Below are 17,916 nucleotides of genomic sequence, written 5' to 3'. Positions count from 1 at the left end.
TTTTCCCCCATTCAGTCAATCGGATATAAGATTTTTTCAAATTTGCTCTCTCTTAAATCTTCTCTTCGGATATAATAAGAATCCAGTACAATCTGTTCTTTCTCAAATCCTCTGTGGACCGACTCAACCGCCTTTTCAATGCTTCTGTACCCCGCATCAAACTGGTCGCTTACCACCAGCCCTTTTATCACCCCGTTATCTAAATCTGTCAAAAGTCTGGTGGTACTTCCTACCCCGTAAAGACCGTCCACGTAACTGCCATAAACCGGACTCCCTGCAATAATTTCCGCTGTTTCATCAAGACTTTTCGTATCGATTGCCGCTATAATTACTTTTTCGCCGCCTGGATAAACCAGCCCCTCTATTGCCTTTTGAAATGTCTCTTCCATGGTTTTTTTATATATTTTCACTGTAAAACCGGCATTCTTTAATTCATTTTCTGCTCCTGAATAAATCTCCCGGTTGTAACCATAGTCTATCCCATCCATAAAGATCCATACCGGCTTACCAGGAGAGTTTTCCCTGGCAATTGCCTGGCCAAGCATCCGCCCTTCTTCTTCGAAATCAGGGGCTATTCCGCTTTTTACTCTCTCGTTTGGAATTAAATTGCCCACAATAACAGCCGGACAGTTTAAAACCATGTCATCCATCTTTCTGGCGCATTCTTCCGGCTTTACCGGAACTAAAACGACAGCTAACGCTCCGTCATTAATTTCCCGTTTCACAAGTTCCAGCTGCTGATCCTGGTCTCCCTTTTCATAGAGTGTAAGAAAACTAACATCAACATTGTATTCTTCTGCTGCCTTATCAACACCTTTTCTGAAATTGCTAAAATAATCATCGGAGGTATCGCTGATAATGACGGAAATGGGGTAGATTTCGGTCTTCTTTTCCTTAATAATCAAATCTGTGGAAGATAAAAGAAACAGAATCACAAGCACCACCGGTAAAAGAACCCACAAAATTTTTTCCTGTTTTGTCATGAACGTTTCTCCCTTTCTAAGACAGAATCATAGGGGACCGCCGGAAGGAGAATGGTGATGGTTGTCCCCTCATCAGGCTCCGAATCAATGGTAAGACCGTATCTCTCTCCAAAATAAAGCTTGATTCTTTCATTTACATTCTTCACTCCGATTCCGGATCCCTTTGTAGAGGTGACATGCACCTCATTGGAAAAGAGACTTTGTACCTGATCCTCTGTCATACCCAGACCATTGTCGGAAACCCTGAAAATAAGATCTTCTCCCTTTCGCATCACCGATAATTGAATCTCCCCCTCTCCATCCATGAATTCCATGCCATGATAGATGGCGTTTTCCACCAGCGGCTGCAGAATCAGTTTTAAACTGGTCAATTCCATGCATTCTTCCTCTGCCTGAATTTCATAGGAAAATTTATTTTTAAAACGCATATGCTGGATCATTAAATAGCTTCTCACATGTTCCAGTTCATCCCGGACTGTGATGATGCTTTTCCCTTTGCTTAAGCTGATCCGAAAAAAACGTGCCAGTGCCGTCACTGCCTTAACCGCTTCGTTCTTCTGCTCATTTTCAATCATCCAGACAATTATGTCCAGAGTGTTATATAAGAAATGGGGATTGATCTGTGATTGCAGGGTGTCAAATTCCTGTTTCCGTTTGGCTTCGTGTTCCGTTACAATATCATCCATGAGGACACGGATCTGGATCGCCATATTTTTAATGGAATTACCCAAATGCTGAATTTCATAAGAACCTCCGATGGAAACTGCCGTCTCCAAATCCCCTTCTTCCAGGATTCCTACGGATTTTTCCAACTCCTTGATTGGATTTGTTATACGAGATGAGATATAGGAGTTGATCAGTACAAGTATAAACAATATGAGAGTAATCATGAACACTATAAAAAGCCTGGTTTTAATGGTATTTAGGGAAAACACACTTTTGGGAGTAACCCCCACAATCTTCCAGCCTGTATAGCCAACGGATTTCACCGTTATAATTCTGCTTCTTCCCTCAAAAACCTCCCGGTGGATTCCATCCTTATAGCCGGAGGCGATTTTGTTATTTTCCTTCATCCGCCCTGAATCAATGAGCTGTATTCTGGGGTGATAAAGAATCTCGCCGTCACTGGCAATTAAGTAGACATAGCCTCCCTTCCCTGTGGTGACTCCGTCAAATAAATGTTCCAGACTGGAATAGCTTAAATCCACCAGCAGGACTCCCTGGGTGGTAGATGTTCCTTCCGTAAGTTCCACTGCCCTGGATAAGGAAATCACCCACCGGTACTGGTTTTCATTGTTTTCAAATATATACTGGACGTGTGGATCGGAAAAATGCTGGTTTTCCGTTTTTTCCAGAGCATTGGCGAACCATTTCTCGCCCGTTACATCAAGACTGCTTTTCAGCCTTGCCGCAGGGACGGATTCCACCATTGCTCCGTCCTGGGTAAAAAGGGCAATATTGTCCACATTATCCTTATTGTTGTCATACAGCAGGGTGATCTCATTATTAATGGACTGGGATGAAAGGTCCGCATTTTTCACAGCCCCATAATAAAGGGAGTCGGAAAGCTTCATGACTGTCCGCAAATAGGATTCCACAGATCTCGCCACCTGATTAATCAGGCTCTGATTTTCCTCCTGAACCACCTCTGCGACCTGGGAGGAAAGGCGCTGGTATAGGGACAGGGTAATCAGCAGGCCTGCGGCAAGTGCCGTTATGGTAAAATATACGAAAATTGTATAACGGATGCTGTTATTCTTTTTTTCCATTACCTCACTCCGCGAAATTTAGTTGGTGATACACCAAATTTCTTTTTAAAAACATAACTGAAATAATTTTGTTCCTGATATCCTACCTTTGCCGCAATGACATAGGTTTTATCTTCTGTTTTATTTAACAGTTCCACTGCTTTATTTAAACGCAGATCGGTCAGATAGGCGATGTAAGCCTGTCCGGTCTCCTTTTTAAACAGGGTGGAAAAATAAGCAGGGCTCATATGCAGATGGTGGCAGATCATTTCCACGGATAAATCCGGATTCTGATAATGATCCATAATATACTGTCTCGCTTCCTGAATCACCTGTCTTGTGGTAAGATCACGTTCCTGATTAATTGCCTGGTTGATTTTCTGTGCAGCCTTATAAAGCCAGGATCCGAATTCTCCTTTTTGTATCTTGTCAAAGACTGTCATGGACTCTAAATCTCCGCCCATGATTTCCTCCAGATCAAGATCGTACTGCTGTACCATCTGTATCACACTGTTCAGCACCCCAAACATATATACCTGCTGCTGTCTGAAGTGTACTTTCGCAGATTCCATCTTCTGTATAATCTGTGTCACGGCTGCTTCAATCTTTTCATCGGGCCCAAATTTTACCGCTGATATAAGATCCGCTTCTGAGACGCTGTCAAACTCCAGTTTCCCGCTTGCTACCGGCTCCATGTCATTGATGTAGATGGTACTTCCCTTTCCTGCAATCGCCTTATATCCAAGAGCGTCAATTGCCGACTGATAAGCGTATGGGATATTGGATAATTCCTCACAGCTGTGGCCGATCCCTATGGTAACGGGAACCTCCAGAATTCTCTTTGTTTCCTTACAGATATCTCCAAGCACGTCGATCAGACCGGTGATGGAATCCTCATCTAGAGCTATCACTGCAACCATCTCAGCCTCTAAAACAGACTGAAACAGTGCAAATCTGCAATACCCTTCCAGTTTTTCCCTGATAATCTGCATAACGGAAACCGGAATCAGTTCCTCTTCACTATGAAGGGTCAGAGTGTCGCCCACTTCCCCTCTTTCCACAGCCACCGCCGCGATAATCCATTTCCACGCACCGGCAATTGGAATATCATATTCTTTCAGCTTCTGCTCCGCAATTTCATTGGAAAGATTCTTGTGTACCAGATCATTAAAAAACTGTTCCCGGAAGACAGGAAGGCTCTTCCTGTAGTTTTCCCTGAGCCGGCTTATATTACGCTTTTCTTCAATTTCCCGGTCAAGATTGTTTTTGATTTTCTTTAAAATGGAAGTAAGCTCCTCTACATTTACAGGCTTTAAAATGTATTCAGTCACGTTTAATTTGATTGCTTTCTGGGCATATTCAAAATCATCGTATCCGGAAAAAATAACTACCTTCATGGAGGGGTAGCGCTGCCGGATCTTTTCTGCCAGTGCAAGTCCATCCATATAAGGCATCCGGATATCCGTCAAAACCACATCCGGTTCTAAAACTTCAATTTTTTCAATGGCATCTTCCCCGTTTTCCGCGTCACCCACCACTTTAAAACCGGCTGACTGCCATTCAATTTTCTTAATAATGCTTTTACGGACTTCCTCTTCGTCATCCACCAAAATAATACTGTATAAATCCATGCTGTTTACCCCTTTAAGAAACAATGATGTTATGAAATCTGATAAAGCAGTGCATTTACGATTGCTGCTGCCACATTACTTCCGCCTTTTCTCCCTTTTGCCACAATATAGGGCACATCAGAAAGGGATAAAATCATCTCCTTGGACTGAATCACATTGACAAAGCCCACCGGAACGCCGATGATTAATCTGGGTTTTATCATTCCTTCCTGTATCAGCTCATGAAGATGTACCAGGGCAGTCGGCGCATTGCCAATTGCAAAAATGCATTCCTTTGACAGTCTGGCCGCCTTATCCATGCTGGCATGAGCCCGTGTCGTCTGCCTGTTTTTCGCATCTTCTGCCACATCATCATCTGCCATAAAGCAGTGGACACTGCTGCCAGCCCGTTCCAGGGCTTTCTTATTGATTCCCGCTTTTCCCATGTTCGTATCGGTGATTACCGGAATCCCTTCTTTTAATGCCTCTATTCCAAGCTTAACCGCATGGGGGGAAAATATTAAATGATCGGCATAGTCAAAATCTGCCGTTGTATGAATCACCCGTTTGATTACCAGTTCCTGTTCCGGATCCAGTTTCTTATCTCCCAGCTCCTGTGTTATGATTTCAAAGCTTCTTTTCTCAATTTCCTCGGGACGAACCCGTTCCAGTTCCCTAAATTCCATTCTTTCCTCCATTGTCACCCGTTAAGCCCATAAGGCTGTAAATCCGGTCCATATCAAGGCTCTCCCGTAAAAGATCTGCCAGTCTGTCATACTGTTTTTCTTTATATTCCTGATAGCTGACAGCCGTACCCGGCTGGGAAGCAAGCCCTTTTTTCTTTCTCAGCGCCGTTACAACGGTATCCGCAATGTTCTCACTGTCAAAGAAACCGTGAATATAGGTTCCGTATACATTCTTTCTCTGACATCCGTCCATTTTCGCCAGATGGGAGCCGGACTGGCTCTCCATTACATAGGCCAGTGGCGGCAGTGCGCGCTCTGTCTGTCCCATGTGAATCTCATAGCCTTCTATATTCATTCCTGATAAATCTTCAAAAATCCCTTCCACTGCCGTGCAGGCACCGGTCACTCTTGTTCTGGTTTTTTCTGCTCCGAACTCAGTCCGTACAGGAAGCAGTCCCATACCGCGAACGGAGGAACGGCCGGCAGAAGACTCCACTGCCAGAGGATCCTTTAACTGTTCCCCAAGCATCTGAAACCCTCCGCAGATTCCAAATACCGGAATCCCTGATGAACCCAGCTTTAATATCCCGGCTTCCAGACCATTCTGGCGCATCCAGAGAAGATCTTCTATGGTATTCTTACTGCCCGGCAGAATTACAAGATCCGGGTTTCCCAGGCTTGAAACAGAATCCACATAGCGAAGAGCCACAGAAGGGATTGTGGAGAAGACAGAAAAATCCGTAAAATTTGAAATTCTCGGAAAACGGATGACCGCTATTTCCACATCGGCCCGCTCTGACTTTGCGGTTTTGTTAAGATGGTTTCCCAGGCTGTCTTCGTCTTCAATATCCACATCCATGTAAGGCACCACTCCGGCAACCGGTATGTGAAGCCGCTCTTTTATCATGTCAAGCCCTGGTTCTAAAATGGTTTTATCCCCGCGGAATTTATTTACAATCAGACCGCCGATTCTGGCCCTCTCTTCCGCCTCCAAAAGCATAACGGTGCCGTAAAGCTGCGCAAACACTCCGCCCCGGTCAATGTCTCCCACCAGCAGCACCGGTGCATCTGCCATCTTTGCCATACCCATATTGACAATGTCTTCCTGTTTTAAATTGATCTCTGCAGGACTTCCTGCGCCTTCAATTACGATAATGTCGTATTCCTCTGACAATTTGTCAAATGCTTTTTTTATCTCCGGTACCAGATTCTTTTTATATGCAAAATACTCTTTCGCAGGCATATTTCCAATGGATACACCATTTACAATTACCTGGGAACCGGTATCATTGGTGGGTTTTAACAGTACCGGATTCATGGCTGCCAAAGGAGTTACGCCTGCGGCCTCAGCCTGCACAACCTGTGCCCTGCCCATCTCAAGTCCTTCCTCTGTAATAAAGGAGTTAAGTGCCATATTCTGGGATTTAAAAGGTGCAACCCGGTATCCGTCCTGCTTAAAAATCCGGCACAGCCCTGCCGTAATCAGGCTTTTCCCTGCATTGGACATGGTCCCCTGAATCATGATTGTCTTTGCCATGCTCTCATTCTCCTTTTGTCAGTATGGATTTTAATACTGCAAGAAATGCATCATTTTCTCTTCTCTGCTTTATGCAGATCCGGTAATAGGTATGGTTTAAACCTCTGTAATTGGAACAGGACCGGATCAGTACCTGCCGGTCGAGTAATTCTTTGTATAATAGCTTTTCCTCATCCTGTGCTTTCTTTCTTGTATCTTTAAAAAACAGATAATTTGCCATGGAATCAAAGACAAGAAAACCCAGATCACTAAGGTTCTGTTTTAAGTATTTTCGTTCACCGGAAATCAGCCGCCTCGTTTCTTTTACATATTCCTTTTCACCAAGAGCTGCCTCTCCGGCTGCCTGGGCCAGAGAAGAAACACTCCAGGGCTGCCTGATCCGGTTCATGGCTTCTATGGTCTGTTCTCCGGCAGATATGCCATACCCAAGCCGAAGTCCTGCCATGGCATAAATTTTTGTAAATGCTTTTAAAACAAACACATGGTCATATCCGCCTGATGAAATTACATCAAGTACAGAATAAGCCTCAGGATCATCGAGAAATTCATTAAAGCATTCATCCACTACACAGAAAATTCCTTTTCCCCCGCAAAAATCCAGAAGTTCTTTCATCTCTTCTTTTTCAAGTGCAAATCCGGTTGGATTGTTGGGATTGCACAGAAACATCATTTCAATTCCCTGACCGCTTAATTTAAGCCATTCTATTAATCGTTTAACGGATAAACGAAACCCGTCTGCCTCCATTAAATCATACCATACAATCTCCGCAAAAACAGTCTCTAATGCCTGTTCGTACTCCAGAAAGGACGGCGCGATCAAAAGAGCCCGTCCGGGTCTTATCACCTGCACAATCTGAAAGATTAAATCCGCAGCTCCGTTGCCGCAGATAATATGCTCTTTCGAAAATCCATGAAATGCTCCAAGCTCTGTTCTCAATTTCCCGCAGCGGCTGTCCGGATAGCAGGAACAGTCATCAACTGCCTGCAAAAGTGCCTTTTTAACGCCTTGCGGAAGGCCAAAAGGATTGATGTTGGCCGAATAATCCATCGTAACGTGATTGGTGTAAATGTCTCCCCCATGCTGATATTCCATTTTTATTTCTCCCATTTCTGTGTATCTTCTAAAAAACAATAAAAAGCAGGATTCCAACGGGGATCAGTGCCAGGATGTATGTAACTGTCATCAGTACGTTGGCTCTTAAGATGTCTTCATACTCCACCAGCCTTACAGGATCTCCTATGACAGGCTTTTCATATAAGGTTCCAAAATACCATGCATTTCCAGCCAGCTCAATCTGAAGAATCCCTGCGCAGGCTGATTCGGTCTGGGCGGAATTAGGGCTTTTGTGGTTAAAACGGTCACGTTTCCAGATCCGGAATCCATTGCTCCCATTATACTTTTTTCCATAAAACAGCTGGCATAAAAAACCTGCTGCCAGCATGAAAAGAGCCGATAACCGGGCCGGAATAAAGTTAACCAGATCATCAAGCTTTGCGGCACACCTCCCAAACCAGAGATACCGGTCATTTTTATAGCCTACCATGGAATCCATGGTGTTGACTGCCTTATAGAGAACTACACCGATTCCTCCAAATAGTGTCATAAAAATCAAAGGAGCGATCACGCCATCGGAGGTATTCTCCGCCACTGTTTCCACTGCGGCCTTTGTGATACCGATATCAGTAAGATTTTTTGTATCCCGGCCCACAATCATGGATACTGCCAGCCTCGCATCTTCCGTGTCCTGTTTCAAAAATGCACGGTATACCTTCATGCTCTCTTTTCTTAAGGAATGCCAGGCCATCATCTGATAACACATGATGCTTTCCACAGCAAGCCCGGCTATGGGGGAAAGGCTGTAGAAAACAGACAAAAGAGCAAAGGAAAGACCGCCTGTTGTAAGAAGTACCAGTACAACCAGCCATACGCCTGCCTGTCTTTCCCCTGTTTCATTTTTCGGGAAAACAGGCCGTAATTTTTTCTCCAGCCAGCTTATCAGGTTTCCCATTCCGCAAACGGGATGCCACAGAAATAAGGGATCCCCAAAGCACGCATCCAGAAAGCAGCCAATCAGTACCGCAGTTACATGATATTTAAACATAAGTATTCCTTTTCCCTGTTCTATTTAATCCGGGCAGGTATTCCGCATACCAGCCGGTATACTTCCCCGCTGTGTTTTGCCAGTTTCACTGCCGCTCTGCCGGCACTTTCCCTGAACCGCCTGTCAAACGGATCTTCGGGCACGATCCCGCAGCCAAGCTCATTGATGGTAATAATCACTTCCGGATTATTTTCCAGAATATTTCGTATAAATTCTTCCGGATCCTGTTCTTCCCTCAGAAGTCTTTTGACATACTCATGAAAATTGTGAATAATTCTGGATTCAATCGCTACCTGATAAGGGTCTGAATCACCCTCTGCAACCTGTTTTATATCGTCCGTTTCCATATCTGCAAGCTGCAGGGCATAGGAAAGTTTTCCCTGCCATGCTCCGCCGATAATTAGCTTCATATTAATTAATTCCTTCCTGCCGGTACCTATATTTTCATGTGTGACAGGACAGCCAGTCCCATTACAAGAGCCAGTTCCAGAATCTGAAGAAAGTATCCTGCAAGATCTCCTGTGATTCCTCCAAATTCCCGCTTTGACATGCAGTAATAATACAAAAACACCAGAAACGATATGGTAGAAACGACCAATGCTGCCCCTGCGCCTGCTAAATTCCAGACTCCCAGGGAGGAAATTCCAAGGTAAAGAACCATAACCGTTCCAACCACTCTTTTATGAGCTCCATCTGAAAAAGCCGCTGCCAGCCCGCTTTTTTTCGCCATAGGGAAGGTAACAACTGAAAGTCCGCTTAAGGCTCTGGTTATAATAAACGACAGGCAATAGGCCGGGATCATGGCAGGCCTCATTTCCATAAAAAATGCCAGGTATAAAAGGAAATAAATACCACAACCTATAATTGCAAATGCCCCTGTATGGGGGTCTTTGAGTATCTCCAGCTTTTTCTCAGTTTCGCCGTGGGATGATTTTGCATCGATTACATCAAGCAATCCATCCATATGAATTCCACCTGTAACCACCACAGGGATGATAACCGGCATGATCTGTTCTAAAAAAGGAAATCCCAAAGTACGAAAAAGTAGAAAGGCGCCATACTCCAGCAAACCAATTACTGCTCCTATCAGTGGAAAAAAGCACATGGCATATTTCATCCGTTCTTTTGTCCACGTAACCTGGGGCACGGGTATCCGGGAATACATGGAGAAAGCGATCATCATACTGCCGGGAAGATTCATGGTCCTGCCCCCTTTCTATTATTAAAGCTCTCATTTTTGTTCTGACACTTTGCAGTCATTAAAAAATATAATATCACAAAAATTGGTAAATGTCATTTCCAATCATGATCCCGGTGCAGTTTCAAACATTTTATTTATTGACAGTCACAAAGCAATAACTTATAATTCTGTTACATAACTTCTTTTACCTAAAACTAAGGAAAATGTATTTAGGAAATGACCAATGAAACAAACGGGGGAAATGTATGTTATTGGAATTCACTTATACAAAAGATGAATATGCAGACGGTTGGAGAAAATTTTTATTCGTGACAAAGGTATTTAACAAATTTGATTTGGTTATCCTGGTATGTTCCTTACTCATCCCATTCTATTTGTTCCATCAATACGGATTTACCAAAGTTTACGTCATACTTTCCTTTGTAATATATTTTATAAATATTACGGTTATTACAGTCATTATCATCCGGCCTTATATATTTTATAAGGAATATGAACAATTGCGTCATCCTTATAAGCTGCTGTTTGAAGACGATAAAATCACGTTTGACGCACACGCCGTGCATTCCACCATGACCTGGGATATCTACAAACACTATAGGGAAAACAAGAAATATTTTTACCTTATTCAGAAAAAGCGCTCCTACACATTAATACCAAAACGTGTTTTTACATCAGAAAAAGAAATCAGCGCATTCAGACAGCTTTTAACCTCTCATTTAACAACTGCTTAAAACACACAGGCTGCCGCATTCTCAGACACCAGGGTCTTTGATGCGGCAGCCTTACAATTATTCTGCCTAAATCAGTTTTTCCAGATCAGGAAGCACCTCTAAGCTTCTTTTTAAAATTCCCTTCATATAAGCAATGGCAGTTCCATAGTTGGTAAAGGGCACTCCTGCATCCGCTGCAGTTTTTCTGCGATATACCATCTCCCTTTCATTTAACATACAGCTGCCGCAGTGAATGATCAGCTGATAGGCGGAAAGTTCTTCCGGGAATTCTCTGCCTGAAGACGTCTCAATCACCAGATCTTTTCCCGTAAATTCTTTCAGCCACCGTGGAAGTTTCACCGTGCCGATGTCATCACACTGTCTGTGATGGGTACAGCCTTCTGATATGAGAACTTTGTCCCCATCCCTTAAAGTGCTGATGGCCGCCACCCCTTTTATGGCATCCTCTAAAAAGCCTTTGTACCTTGCCATCAGAATGGAAAATGAGGTCAGCAGAATATCATCCGGCGTATCCTTATTCACCTGTTCAAACGCCTGACTGTCTGTTATAACCAGATAAGGCTTCGTTCCAAGCTTTTCAATGGTCTGCTTTAATTCGGTATCTCTTACCGATATCGCAACCGCCCCGGCCTCTAAAATATCTCTCATGGTCTGCTGCTGGGGGAGAATGATTCTGCCCTTGGGAGCTGCCGAATCAATGGGAATTACCAGAATTACAAGATCACAGGGTTTTAATAAGTCCCCTACGATCTGCATCTTCATATCCCCAGTATTGACAAGACTTCCGATCCGCTCCTTCAGTTCATGAATGCGAAATCCTGTCTGGGCACTGACAGAAAGACCGTCTTCATAATCTCCTTCCCCCACAAGATCAGACTTATTATAAGCGACTACGTAAGGAATGCTCTTCTCTTTAAACAATCCGATCAGCTGCTCATCCACTTCTGTTTTCCCTGCCGTACCATCAACCACCAGTACTGCACAGTCTACGCGGTTTAAGATCTGTTTTGTCTTTCGCACACGCATCTCACCCAGGGCGCCTTCATCATCGAATCCTGGTGTATCGATGATTACTACCGGTCCCATGGGAAGAAGCTCCATGGATTTATGAACGGGATCTGTTGTGGTTCCCTTAATATCCGATACCACAGACAGCTCCTGTCCGGTTACTGCATTTACTACACTTGATTTTCCTGCATTGCGGCGGCCAAAAAAGCCGATGTGAATTCTCTCAGATGACGGCGTCTCATTTAATCCCATGTTACTCTCCTCTTTTATGTCGTCAGTGTGGTATCAGAACCGGAAATCCCGGATTCCAGCTTCAATTTTCTCCAGATGATCTTCACAGATCAGCCGTACCTTCTCTTTAGGGATATTGTTTAATTCAGCTGCAATTAACGCTTCGCCCACTTTCCGTGTTTCCTCGGAAGCGTAATCCATTAAATACTCCTTTAATGTCATCAGTGCATTGGGCTGGCAGCAGTTTTGGATCTGACCGCTTTTACACAGGCTCATAAAACGGTCGCCGGTCCTGCCTTCTCTGTAGCATGCCGTACAGAAGGAGGGGATATATCCTAAATCCATCAGCCAGTGCACCACCTCATCAAGGGTTCTCTGGTCCGATACATCAAACTGCTCAGTATCCGTCGGACGGACCTCTTCCTCATAACCGCCCACACTGGTTCTGGAACCGCCGCTGATCTGTGACACGCCAAGACGGATCACCTTTTCTCTCACGCTCTGGCTTTCTCTCGTGGATACAATCATGCCTGTATAAGGAACACAAACACGGATCAGCGCACACAGCTTGGCAAAAATCTCGTCGTCAATGCCATTGGAAAACGCATTGGGATCAATATCATCCGCACTTTTAATACGGGGAACACTGATGGTATGAGGACCTACTCCATGAACTGCCTCCAAATGCTCCGCATGCATTAACAGCCCCGCAAATTCATATTTGTAACGTTCCAGTCCAAACAAAACTCCAATTCCTACATCGTCAATACCGCCTTCCATCGCCCGGTCCATGGCCTCTGTATGGTAAGCATAATCATGCTTTGGTCCTGTTGGGTGCAGGCTTTCATAGCTCTCTTTATGATATGTTTCCTGGAATAAAATATAGGTTCCGATTCCGGCATCTTTTAACTTCCGGTAATTTTCCACAGTCGTAGCTGCTATGTTCACATTCACTCTGCGGATGGCTCCGTTTTTATGCTTGATAGAATAAATGGTATCAATGCATTCCAGAATATATTCAATTGGGTTGTTAACAGGATCTTCTCCAGCCTCAAGTGCAAGCCGTTTATGTCCCATATCCTGAAGGGCAACGACTTCTCTGGCCAGTTCTTCCTGAGTCAGTTTCTTTCTTGCAATATGTTTGTTTTTTAAATGATAGGGACAATAGGTACAGCCATTTACACAGTAATTGGACAGATAGAGCGGTGCGAACATAACAATGCGGGTTCCGTAAAATTTCTTTTTGATTTCCTCTGCCAGATTATAAAGCTCATTGATCTTTTCCGGGATATCACAGGCTAAAAGAACCGAAGCCTCCCTGTGGGTAAGCCCCTTTAATTCTCTGGCTTTTGCAATAATCTGGTCAATCAGCTCCACATTGTTTTTGTTTTGTTCCGCATAATCAAGAGTTTTTAGAATTTCTTCATGAGAAATGAATTCTTCCGCTTTTGGCGATTTTGGATCATACATAGTAATTCATCCTTTCTTTTGGGTCAGCATCTGCTTTCCCGTCAGTGTTTTTTTGTACTTCTAAGCATTCACATTCTGATAGGCTGTTTTGGAACTGATTCCACTTAACTTCCCGATCTTTCCGGTCAGGGCGGAAATCGTACTCTGAGGGGCATCCACCGCAATGCTGATGACGCTCACTCCTTTTTTTGGATATGGAATTCCCATACGTCCGATGATGAAATGCCGGTACTCATGAAGAATCTCATTTAAAATTTCCACAGAATCTTCCTCTTCCACAACAATACCGATAACAGCAATTCTCGTTTCCATGCTTATCCCCTTCTTTCCGTCTTCCCTTCATCATTTGAAAAAAGTAAAACCGCGCCAAAAAGGCGCGGCAGACAAACAATTCCTCAAATGCCGAACCTTCTACCTCAAAACTGGTTTTTGGTATCAGGATGCTACTATGTGATAAATATAACATACTTGAGGATTTTTTTCAATTAATTCCTTCTTTGATTTTGATGGGGATTCCTGCCACTACCTCCACCACCATATGAGCTCTTTTTGCTGCAAGCCGATTGACCCTGCCAAGAACCTGCCGGTAGTCATTGGTTTGCGGGCTGTAACTGTCTCCGTCTGAAAACACATCATTTGTAACAATAATCAGATGATCGGTCTGACGCTCTAAATTTATGATTCCTTCTGCAATTTCGGCTGCCGTTTCGTTTTTGTCAAGCACCGGTATGTCTCCTTCCTCCCATAAACCAAACAATTCATTGGAAACCAGGTTTGACATACATTCTAAAAGAACAACGGATGGCCTTTTATCAAATTCCAGTTTTTTAAAGCTGCGGTAGCATTCCACAGTTTCAAACTGTTTTTTCTCCCGCATTTTTCTATGTCTTACAATTCTGTTTGCGCACTCCTCATCCCACGGTTTCATGGTGGCGATATAAATCCTGCTGCCCCCGAAAGAGACTGCCAGGTTCTCTGCATATTCCGATTTTCCGCTTCCGCTTCCTCCGATTATGAGGGCAGTCATGGCTGATCCTCCATGGGCTTATAAGCCTCGATTTCAATATCCTCAAAGGAGCTCATGGTTCCATATACATCCGCTGCCATATCAAGCAGAGGGACTGCTGCAACCGCTCCTGTTCCTTCTCCCAGACACATACCGGCCTGTATGAGAGGCGGCAGTCCCAGTTCCTCAAGAAGTATATGTCCTGCCGGTTCCGCGGACACATGGGATGCAATCATAAAATCCCGGCACCCCGGATAGATCCGTTCTGCCGCAAGTGCTGCCACAGCGGATATAAAGCCGTCTAAAAGCACGGGAATCCGATAAATGGCTCCCCCTAAAAATACTCCCGTCAAACCAGCCAGATCAAAACCGCCCACTGCTGACAGTATATCCACTTCATCCTGACACCCGGGACCATAATGGGCCACGGCCTCCCGGATTACGTTCCGCTTCTGTTTCAATCCGGCATCATTTAATCCGGCACCTCTTCCTGTCAGTTTTTCTGGGTCCTGCTTTAAAAGAAGGGATGCAGCTGCACTGCTGGTAGTGGTATTTCCGATTCCCATCTCTCCTGTCGCCACCAGATCATAACCGCTCTTAGACAGTTCACCCATGAGTTCTATCCCTGTTTTAATTGCCTGAACAGCTTCAATTCTTGTCATTGCCTTTGTTTTCCGGAAATTCTTTGTTCCATATGCAATTTTTCTGTTTAAAAGAGGATAGCGGGAGCCCGACACCAGATCTCTTGCAACGCCCATATCAACCGGATATACATCCACACCGGCCCGGTTTGCCATAATACAGACACTGCTGTTGCCTTTTGTCATATTTTCCGCTACCACTGCTGTGACTTCCATTCCGGTCTGGGTAACGCCTTCCTCAACAATCCCGTTATCCGCACAAAGAATCAGAAGTCCCCGTTTATGTAAGGATACATGAGCATCTTTTCTGATTCCCGCTATTTTTACAATATCATCTTCCAATACACCCAGACTGTTTAAAGGTTTGGCTACATGGGCCCAGCGTAGGCGTGCAGTCTCTATTGCCTTTTTATCAGGCGGCTGTATCAGCGATAAATAATCCTTTAGTTCCTCATTCATCCGTTACGCCTTTCCAGTTAAGCTTTTTTCATATAATTCAAACCATGGAATTCCATATTCTCCGTAACCTAAATCTGCCTTTCCTGCAAAACAGTAGCCAAGCTTCCTGTAAAGCTTTATGGCAGGCGTGTTCTTTTCATTTACGTCAAGACGGATTACGGCTCTTTTCTGCTCCCTGGCTTTCTCTTCTGCGAACTCCAGCAAATTTTTGCCAAATCCTCTGCCAAGAAAATCAGGATGCACTAAAAACGTATGGATCACTGCCACTTCCTCTGGTTTCGCTTCCTGCTTCCATGCTGCCGTTTCATATCCTTTTTCCTGAAACTGGTTGACAACTACGGAACCTGCTGCCTTGCCATCCGCCCAAAGCACATATAGAGTTCCCTTATCTACACCATCTTTTGCATCTTCTTTCACAGGGTAAATTCCTTTTCTCCAGCCCGGATAATTGATATGACTTTCCAAATAATCATTTACAGCATCATAAAGCTCTGCAATCTGCTCTATATCCTCTGGAGTTCCCTTCCGTATTTCAAATTCCTTCATGGGTTTTTCCCCTTCCGTTTCATAATCTGTCTGCATGCTTCTAAAAATCTTCCTGGAAGACCTGGATTTGATGGGTAATAAAAATGGGGAAAACCTGCCATTACATTATCTTTTGCCAGCACACAATCCCATTTCACATTCCGCCCAGGCTTTCGCGCCTCCATCTGTGTTCCGTTATTTGTACTGTCCCAGTAATGAAATTCATGTCCCCTGACAGACTCTCCCTTTTTGAGGAACGGCATATCTTCTTTCGCAGATGCTTCTATGTATCCGAACCGCTTTAATCTGCCTGTTGGAAAGGCCCTGCCAGGAATAACTCCTGCCATCCGGCAGACTTCATGTTCCTCTGATTCCAGTTCTTCATGAAGATAGAGAAAACCGCCGCATTCCGCCAGTATGGGAAGGCGGTCTGCGTTGGCGTGCCTGATTTCCCGCAGCATATCCTGATTGTCAGACAGTTGTTTTAAATAAAGTTCCGGGTATCCTCCGCCCAGTATAAGCCCGCAGATTCCATCCGGCAGACGGCTGTCTCTGATCGGACTGAACGGGATCAGTTCTGCCCCCATCTCCTCTAACAGCTTTCTGTTTTCCTGATAATAAAAACAGAAGGCCTCATCAACGGCGATTCCCACCCGTACTTTCTCACCGGAAGCGGTTATTTTTTCTTTCCTTTCAGATTCAAAAGAAATCACAGGGGCAGTTCCTGATAATTCAAGCAGTCCGTCTATGTCAACTGTCTCTTCTATTTTATAAGCCAGTTTTTTTAATTTATCCTTCATTCCTTCCACTTCACCAGGAAGTACCAGCCCTAAATGGCGGCTGGAAAAATCTGCCTCTGCGCATTGGGGAAGATACCCAAAAACGCGGATTCCAAACGCCTCTAACTGGGGAGTTAACCGCTCTGCCATGACAGGTGATATTCTGTTTAAAATCACTCCCTGGATACGGCTGTCTCTCCTGAACTCCAAAAAACCTTTTAAAACAGCGGCCAGAGACAGACTGGCGCCTGCGCAGTCAAGGATAAGTACTACCGGCGCTTCTACTGTACAGGCCACTTCATAGGAGCTTGCCCAAGTACTGTCTCCGCCCATTCCGTCATAATAACCCATGACTCCCTCGATGACTGAAATCTCTGTTTCCTGCGACTCCCTGATGAAAAGTTCTCTCACAGAATCTTTATCCAGAAAAAATGTATCCAGATTTCCTCCGTCTATTCCCAGAACAGCCTTATGAAACATGGGATCAATGTAATCCGGACCGCACTTAAAGGAGCGGCAGGTAATGCCTCTTAACAAAAATGCCTGCAAAAGCCCGCAGGTTATCATGGTTTTTCCGCTGCCGCTTTTTGGTGCGGCAAGCATGATCCGTTTATTTCCCTGATTCAAACGGCATTCCTCCTTCCCCTCCGAAGGAAATGATATAGACGGGATTCTGCCCCATCATCATGTGATAACTGCCTGCTGTTTTCGCCCTTGAAACCTGCATTTGAACAATCTCCGCTTCTATGGAATGTTTTTTCAGCCACAGAAGCATTTCAGATAAGGATTCCAGAGCGATGAAATTAGCAACAACCCGGACTTTCGGATTCATTCTTAAAACAAGATCTAAAACTTCTTCTAAATTTCCGGAAGTACCTCCCAGAAAAACATGAGTGGCTGTTTCAAGACCGGATAAGGCTTCCGGGGCGGTTCCTTTTATCACTGTGATACAATCTGCAGAAAATTTCTCTTTATTGGCTTCTATCAGTACCTGTGCTTCCGGCTTTTTTTCCACTGCATAAACTTTACCGTTGGTTAAATACCCGGATGCCTCAACGGATACCGAGCCGGTACCTGCTCCAATATCATAAAGAATGGAGTCCGGGCCCAGCTCCAGCTTGGATACACAAACCGCCCGGACCTCGCTTTTGGTCATGGGAACTTCGCCCCGCACAAACAATTCATCTCTCATTTGC

Annotated in this window: 18 protein-coding genes; 1 reads left to right on the top strand and 17 read right to left on the bottom strand. The window is 44.4% G+C overall.

Features of this window, described 5'->3' with window-relative positions:
• Positions 1 to 11: 11 nt before the first annotated feature.
• From V7D18_RS15770 to V7D18_RS15730, 9 genes are read right to left on the bottom strand one after another with little or no spacing between them, the layout of a single operon-like run.
• The gene (locus V7D18_RS15770; protein WP_426155495.1) at positions 12 to 983 is read right to left on the bottom strand and encodes a substrate-binding domain-containing protein; all 972 of its coding nucleotides are present in this window, start codon (positions 981 to 983) and stop codon (positions 12 to 14) included.
• Complete coding sequence (locus V7D18_RS15765) at positions 980 to 2,752, bottom strand: sensor histidine kinase (protein WP_426155493.1); 1,773 nt, start codon at positions 2,750 to 2,752, stop codon at positions 980 to 982. Before V7D18_RS15765 ends, V7D18_RS15770 begins: the two co-directional genes overlap by 4 nt.
• Entirely contained in the window at positions 2,752 to 4,362 is a 1,611-nt protein-coding gene (locus V7D18_RS15760; RefSeq protein WP_426155492.1) for a response regulator, read from the bottom strand. Before V7D18_RS15760 ends, V7D18_RS15765 begins: the two co-directional genes overlap by 1 nt.
• 29 nt (positions 4,363 to 4,391) lie before the next feature.
• Positions 4,392 to 5,027 carry a precorrin-8X methylmutase gene (locus V7D18_RS15755; RefSeq protein ID WP_426155490.1) on the bottom strand — a complete coding sequence of 212 codons (636 nt, stop codon included), beginning with the start codon at positions 5,025 to 5,027 and terminating at the stop codon, positions 4,392 to 4,394.
• Positions 5,017 to 6,564, bottom strand: coding sequence for a cobyric acid synthase (locus V7D18_RS15750; protein WP_426155488.1), 1,548 nt, complete (start codon positions 6,562 to 6,564; stop codon positions 5,017 to 5,019). Before V7D18_RS15750 ends, V7D18_RS15755 begins: the two co-directional genes overlap by 11 nt.
• 4 nt (positions 6,565 to 6,568) lie before the next feature.
• Positions 6,569 to 7,657, bottom strand: coding sequence for a pyridoxal phosphate-dependent aminotransferase (locus V7D18_RS15745; RefSeq protein WP_426155486.1), 1,089 nt, complete (start codon positions 7,655 to 7,657; stop codon positions 6,569 to 6,571).
• A 28-nt stretch (positions 7,658 to 7,685) separates the two neighbouring features.
• Positions 7,686 to 8,666, bottom strand: coding sequence for an adenosylcobinamide-phosphate synthase CbiB (cbiB, locus tag V7D18_RS15740; RefSeq protein ID WP_426155484.1), 981 nt, complete (start codon positions 8,664 to 8,666; stop codon positions 7,686 to 7,688).
• A 20-nt stretch (positions 8,667 to 8,686) separates the two neighbouring features.
• Positions 8,687 to 9,076, bottom strand: coding sequence for a bifunctional adenosylcobinamide kinase/adenosylcobinamide-phosphate guanylyltransferase (locus tag V7D18_RS15735; protein ID WP_426155483.1), 390 nt, complete (start codon positions 9,074 to 9,076; stop codon positions 8,687 to 8,689).
• Between the two features lie 26 nt (positions 9,077 to 9,102).
• Entirely contained in the window at positions 9,103 to 9,867 is a 765-nt protein-coding gene (locus tag V7D18_RS15730; protein WP_426155481.1) for an adenosylcobinamide-GDP ribazoletransferase, read from the bottom strand.
• A 245-nt stretch (positions 9,868 to 10,112) separates the two neighbouring features.
• On the opposite strand from V7D18_RS15730, the gene V7D18_RS15725 reads away from it, so the two are divergent.
• Positions 10,113 to 10,601, top strand: a complete 489-nt coding sequence (locus tag V7D18_RS15725) for a YcxB family protein (protein WP_426155479.1) — start codon at positions 10,113 to 10,115, stop codon at positions 10,599 to 10,601.
• 66 nt (positions 10,602 to 10,667) lie between these two features.
• On the opposite strand, the gene hydF is transcribed toward V7D18_RS15725, so the two are convergent.
• The 8 genes from hydF to cbiT all read right to left on the bottom strand — a co-directional run bounded on the left by hydF (position 10,668) and on the right by cbiT (position 17,912).
• Positions 10,668 to 11,861, bottom strand: coding sequence for a [FeFe] hydrogenase H-cluster maturation GTPase HydF (hydF, locus tag V7D18_RS15720; RefSeq protein WP_426155478.1), 1,194 nt, complete (start codon positions 11,859 to 11,861; stop codon positions 10,668 to 10,670).
• Positions 11,862 to 11,894: 33 nt separating this feature from the next.
• Entirely contained in the window at positions 11,895 to 13,310 is a 1,416-nt protein-coding gene (hydG, locus tag V7D18_RS15715; protein WP_426155477.1) for a [FeFe] hydrogenase H-cluster radical SAM maturase HydG, read from the bottom strand.
• Between the two features lie 60 nt (positions 13,311 to 13,370).
• Complete coding sequence (locus V7D18_RS15710; RefSeq protein ID WP_117418172.1) at positions 13,371 to 13,622, bottom strand: TM1266 family iron-only hydrogenase system putative regulator; 252 nt, start codon at positions 13,620 to 13,622, stop codon at positions 13,371 to 13,373.
• 169 nt (positions 13,623 to 13,791) lie between these two features.
• Positions 13,792 to 14,337, bottom strand: coding sequence for a bifunctional adenosylcobinamide kinase/adenosylcobinamide-phosphate guanylyltransferase (locus tag V7D18_RS15705; protein WP_426155475.1), 546 nt, complete (start codon positions 14,335 to 14,337; stop codon positions 13,792 to 13,794).
• Positions 14,334 to 15,416, bottom strand: a complete 1,083-nt coding sequence (cobT, locus tag V7D18_RS15700) for a nicotinate-nucleotide--dimethylbenzimidazole phosphoribosyltransferase (protein ID WP_426155473.1) — start codon at positions 15,414 to 15,416, stop codon at positions 14,334 to 14,336. The genes V7D18_RS15705 and cobT overlap by 4 nt, the downstream gene beginning before the upstream one ends.
• 3 nt (positions 15,417 to 15,419) lie before the next feature.
• On the bottom strand, positions 15,420 to 15,998 hold the full coding sequence (locus tag V7D18_RS15695) for a GNAT family N-acetyltransferase (protein WP_426155471.1): 579 nt from the start codon (positions 15,996 to 15,998) through the stop codon (positions 15,420 to 15,422).
• Positions 15,959 to 17,347, bottom strand: coding sequence for a cobyrinate a,c-diamide synthase (locus tag V7D18_RS15690; protein WP_426155469.1), 1,389 nt, complete (start codon positions 17,345 to 17,347; stop codon positions 15,959 to 15,961). Before V7D18_RS15690 ends, V7D18_RS15695 begins: the two co-directional genes overlap by 40 nt.
• Positions 17,331 to 17,912, bottom strand: a complete 582-nt coding sequence (gene cbiT, locus V7D18_RS15685) for a precorrin-6Y C5,15-methyltransferase (decarboxylating) subunit CbiT (protein WP_426155467.1) — start codon at positions 17,910 to 17,912, stop codon at positions 17,331 to 17,333. Before cbiT ends, V7D18_RS15690 begins: the two co-directional genes overlap by 17 nt.
• Between the last annotated feature and the right edge of the window lie 4 nt (positions 17,913 to 17,916).

Origin of the sequence: Lacrimispora sp. 38-1 (assembly GCF_049890855.1) — a bacterium.
Classification (GTDB): Bacteria; Bacillota; Clostridia; order Lachnospirales; family Lachnospiraceae; genus Lacrimispora.
The sequence above is the reverse complement of the archived record's forward strand: the minus strand, read 5'-3'. Positions and strand labels throughout refer to the sequence as shown.

Excerpts from the sequence above, each read along its gene's own strand:
- cbiB (WP_426155484.1), bottom strand. The coding sequence starts at position 8,666 with ATGTTTAAATATCATGTAACTGCGGTACTGATTGGCTGCTTTCTGGAT.
- V7D18_RS15710 (WP_117418172.1), bottom strand. The coding sequence starts at position 13,622 with ATGGAAACGAGAATTGCTGTTATCGGTATTGTTGTGGAAGAGGAAGAT.
- V7D18_RS15770 (WP_426155495.1), bottom strand. The coding sequence starts at position 983 with ATGACAAAACAGGAAAAAATTTTGTGGGTTCTTTTACCGGTGGTGCTT.
- V7D18_RS15735 (WP_426155483.1), bottom strand. The coding sequence starts at position 9,076 with ATGAAGCTAATTATCGGCGGAGCATGGCAGGGAAAACTTTCCTATGCC.
- V7D18_RS15760 (WP_426155492.1), bottom strand. The coding sequence starts at position 4,362 with ATGGATTTATACAGTATTATTTTGGTGGATGACGAAGAGGAAGTCCGT.
- V7D18_RS15745 (WP_426155486.1), bottom strand. The coding sequence starts at position 7,657 with ATGGAATATCAGCATGGGGGAGACATTTACACCAATCACGTTACGATG.
- V7D18_RS15755 (WP_426155490.1), bottom strand. The coding sequence starts at position 5,027 with ATGGAATTTAGGGAACTGGAACGGGTTCGTCCCGAGGAAATTGAGAAA.
- V7D18_RS15765 (WP_426155493.1), bottom strand. The coding sequence starts at position 2,752 with ATGGAAAAAAAGAATAACAGCATCCGTTATACAATTTTCGTATATTTT.
- V7D18_RS15730 (WP_426155481.1), bottom strand. The coding sequence starts at position 9,867 with ATGAATCTTCCCGGCAGTATGATGATCGCTTTCTCCATGTATTCCCGG.
- V7D18_RS15705 (WP_426155475.1), bottom strand. The coding sequence starts at position 14,337 with ATGACTGCCCTCATAATCGGAGGAAGCGGAAGCGGAAAATCGGAATAT.
- V7D18_RS15725 (WP_426155479.1), top strand. The coding sequence starts at position 10,113 with ATGTTATTGGAATTCACTTATACAAAAGATGAATATGCAGACGGTTGG.
- V7D18_RS15750 (WP_426155488.1), bottom strand. The coding sequence starts at position 6,564 with ATGGCAAAGACAATCATGATTCAGGGGACCATGTCCAATGCAGGGAAA.
- hydF (WP_426155478.1), bottom strand. The coding sequence starts at position 11,861 with ATGGGATTAAATGAGACGCCGTCATCTGAGAGAATTCACATCGGCTTT.
- hydG (WP_426155477.1), bottom strand. The coding sequence starts at position 13,310 with ATGTATGATCCAAAATCGCCAAAAGCGGAAGAATTCATTTCTCATGAA.
- V7D18_RS15695 (WP_426155471.1), bottom strand. The coding sequence starts at position 15,998 with ATGCAGACAGATTATGAAACGGAAGGGGAAAAACCCATGAAGGAATTT.
- cobT (WP_426155473.1), bottom strand. The coding sequence starts at position 15,416 with ATGAATGAGGAACTAAAGGATTATTTATCGCTGATACAGCCGCCTGAT.
- cbiT (WP_426155467.1), bottom strand. The coding sequence starts at position 17,912 with ATGAGAGATGAATTGTTTGTGCGGGGCGAAGTTCCCATGACCAAAAGC.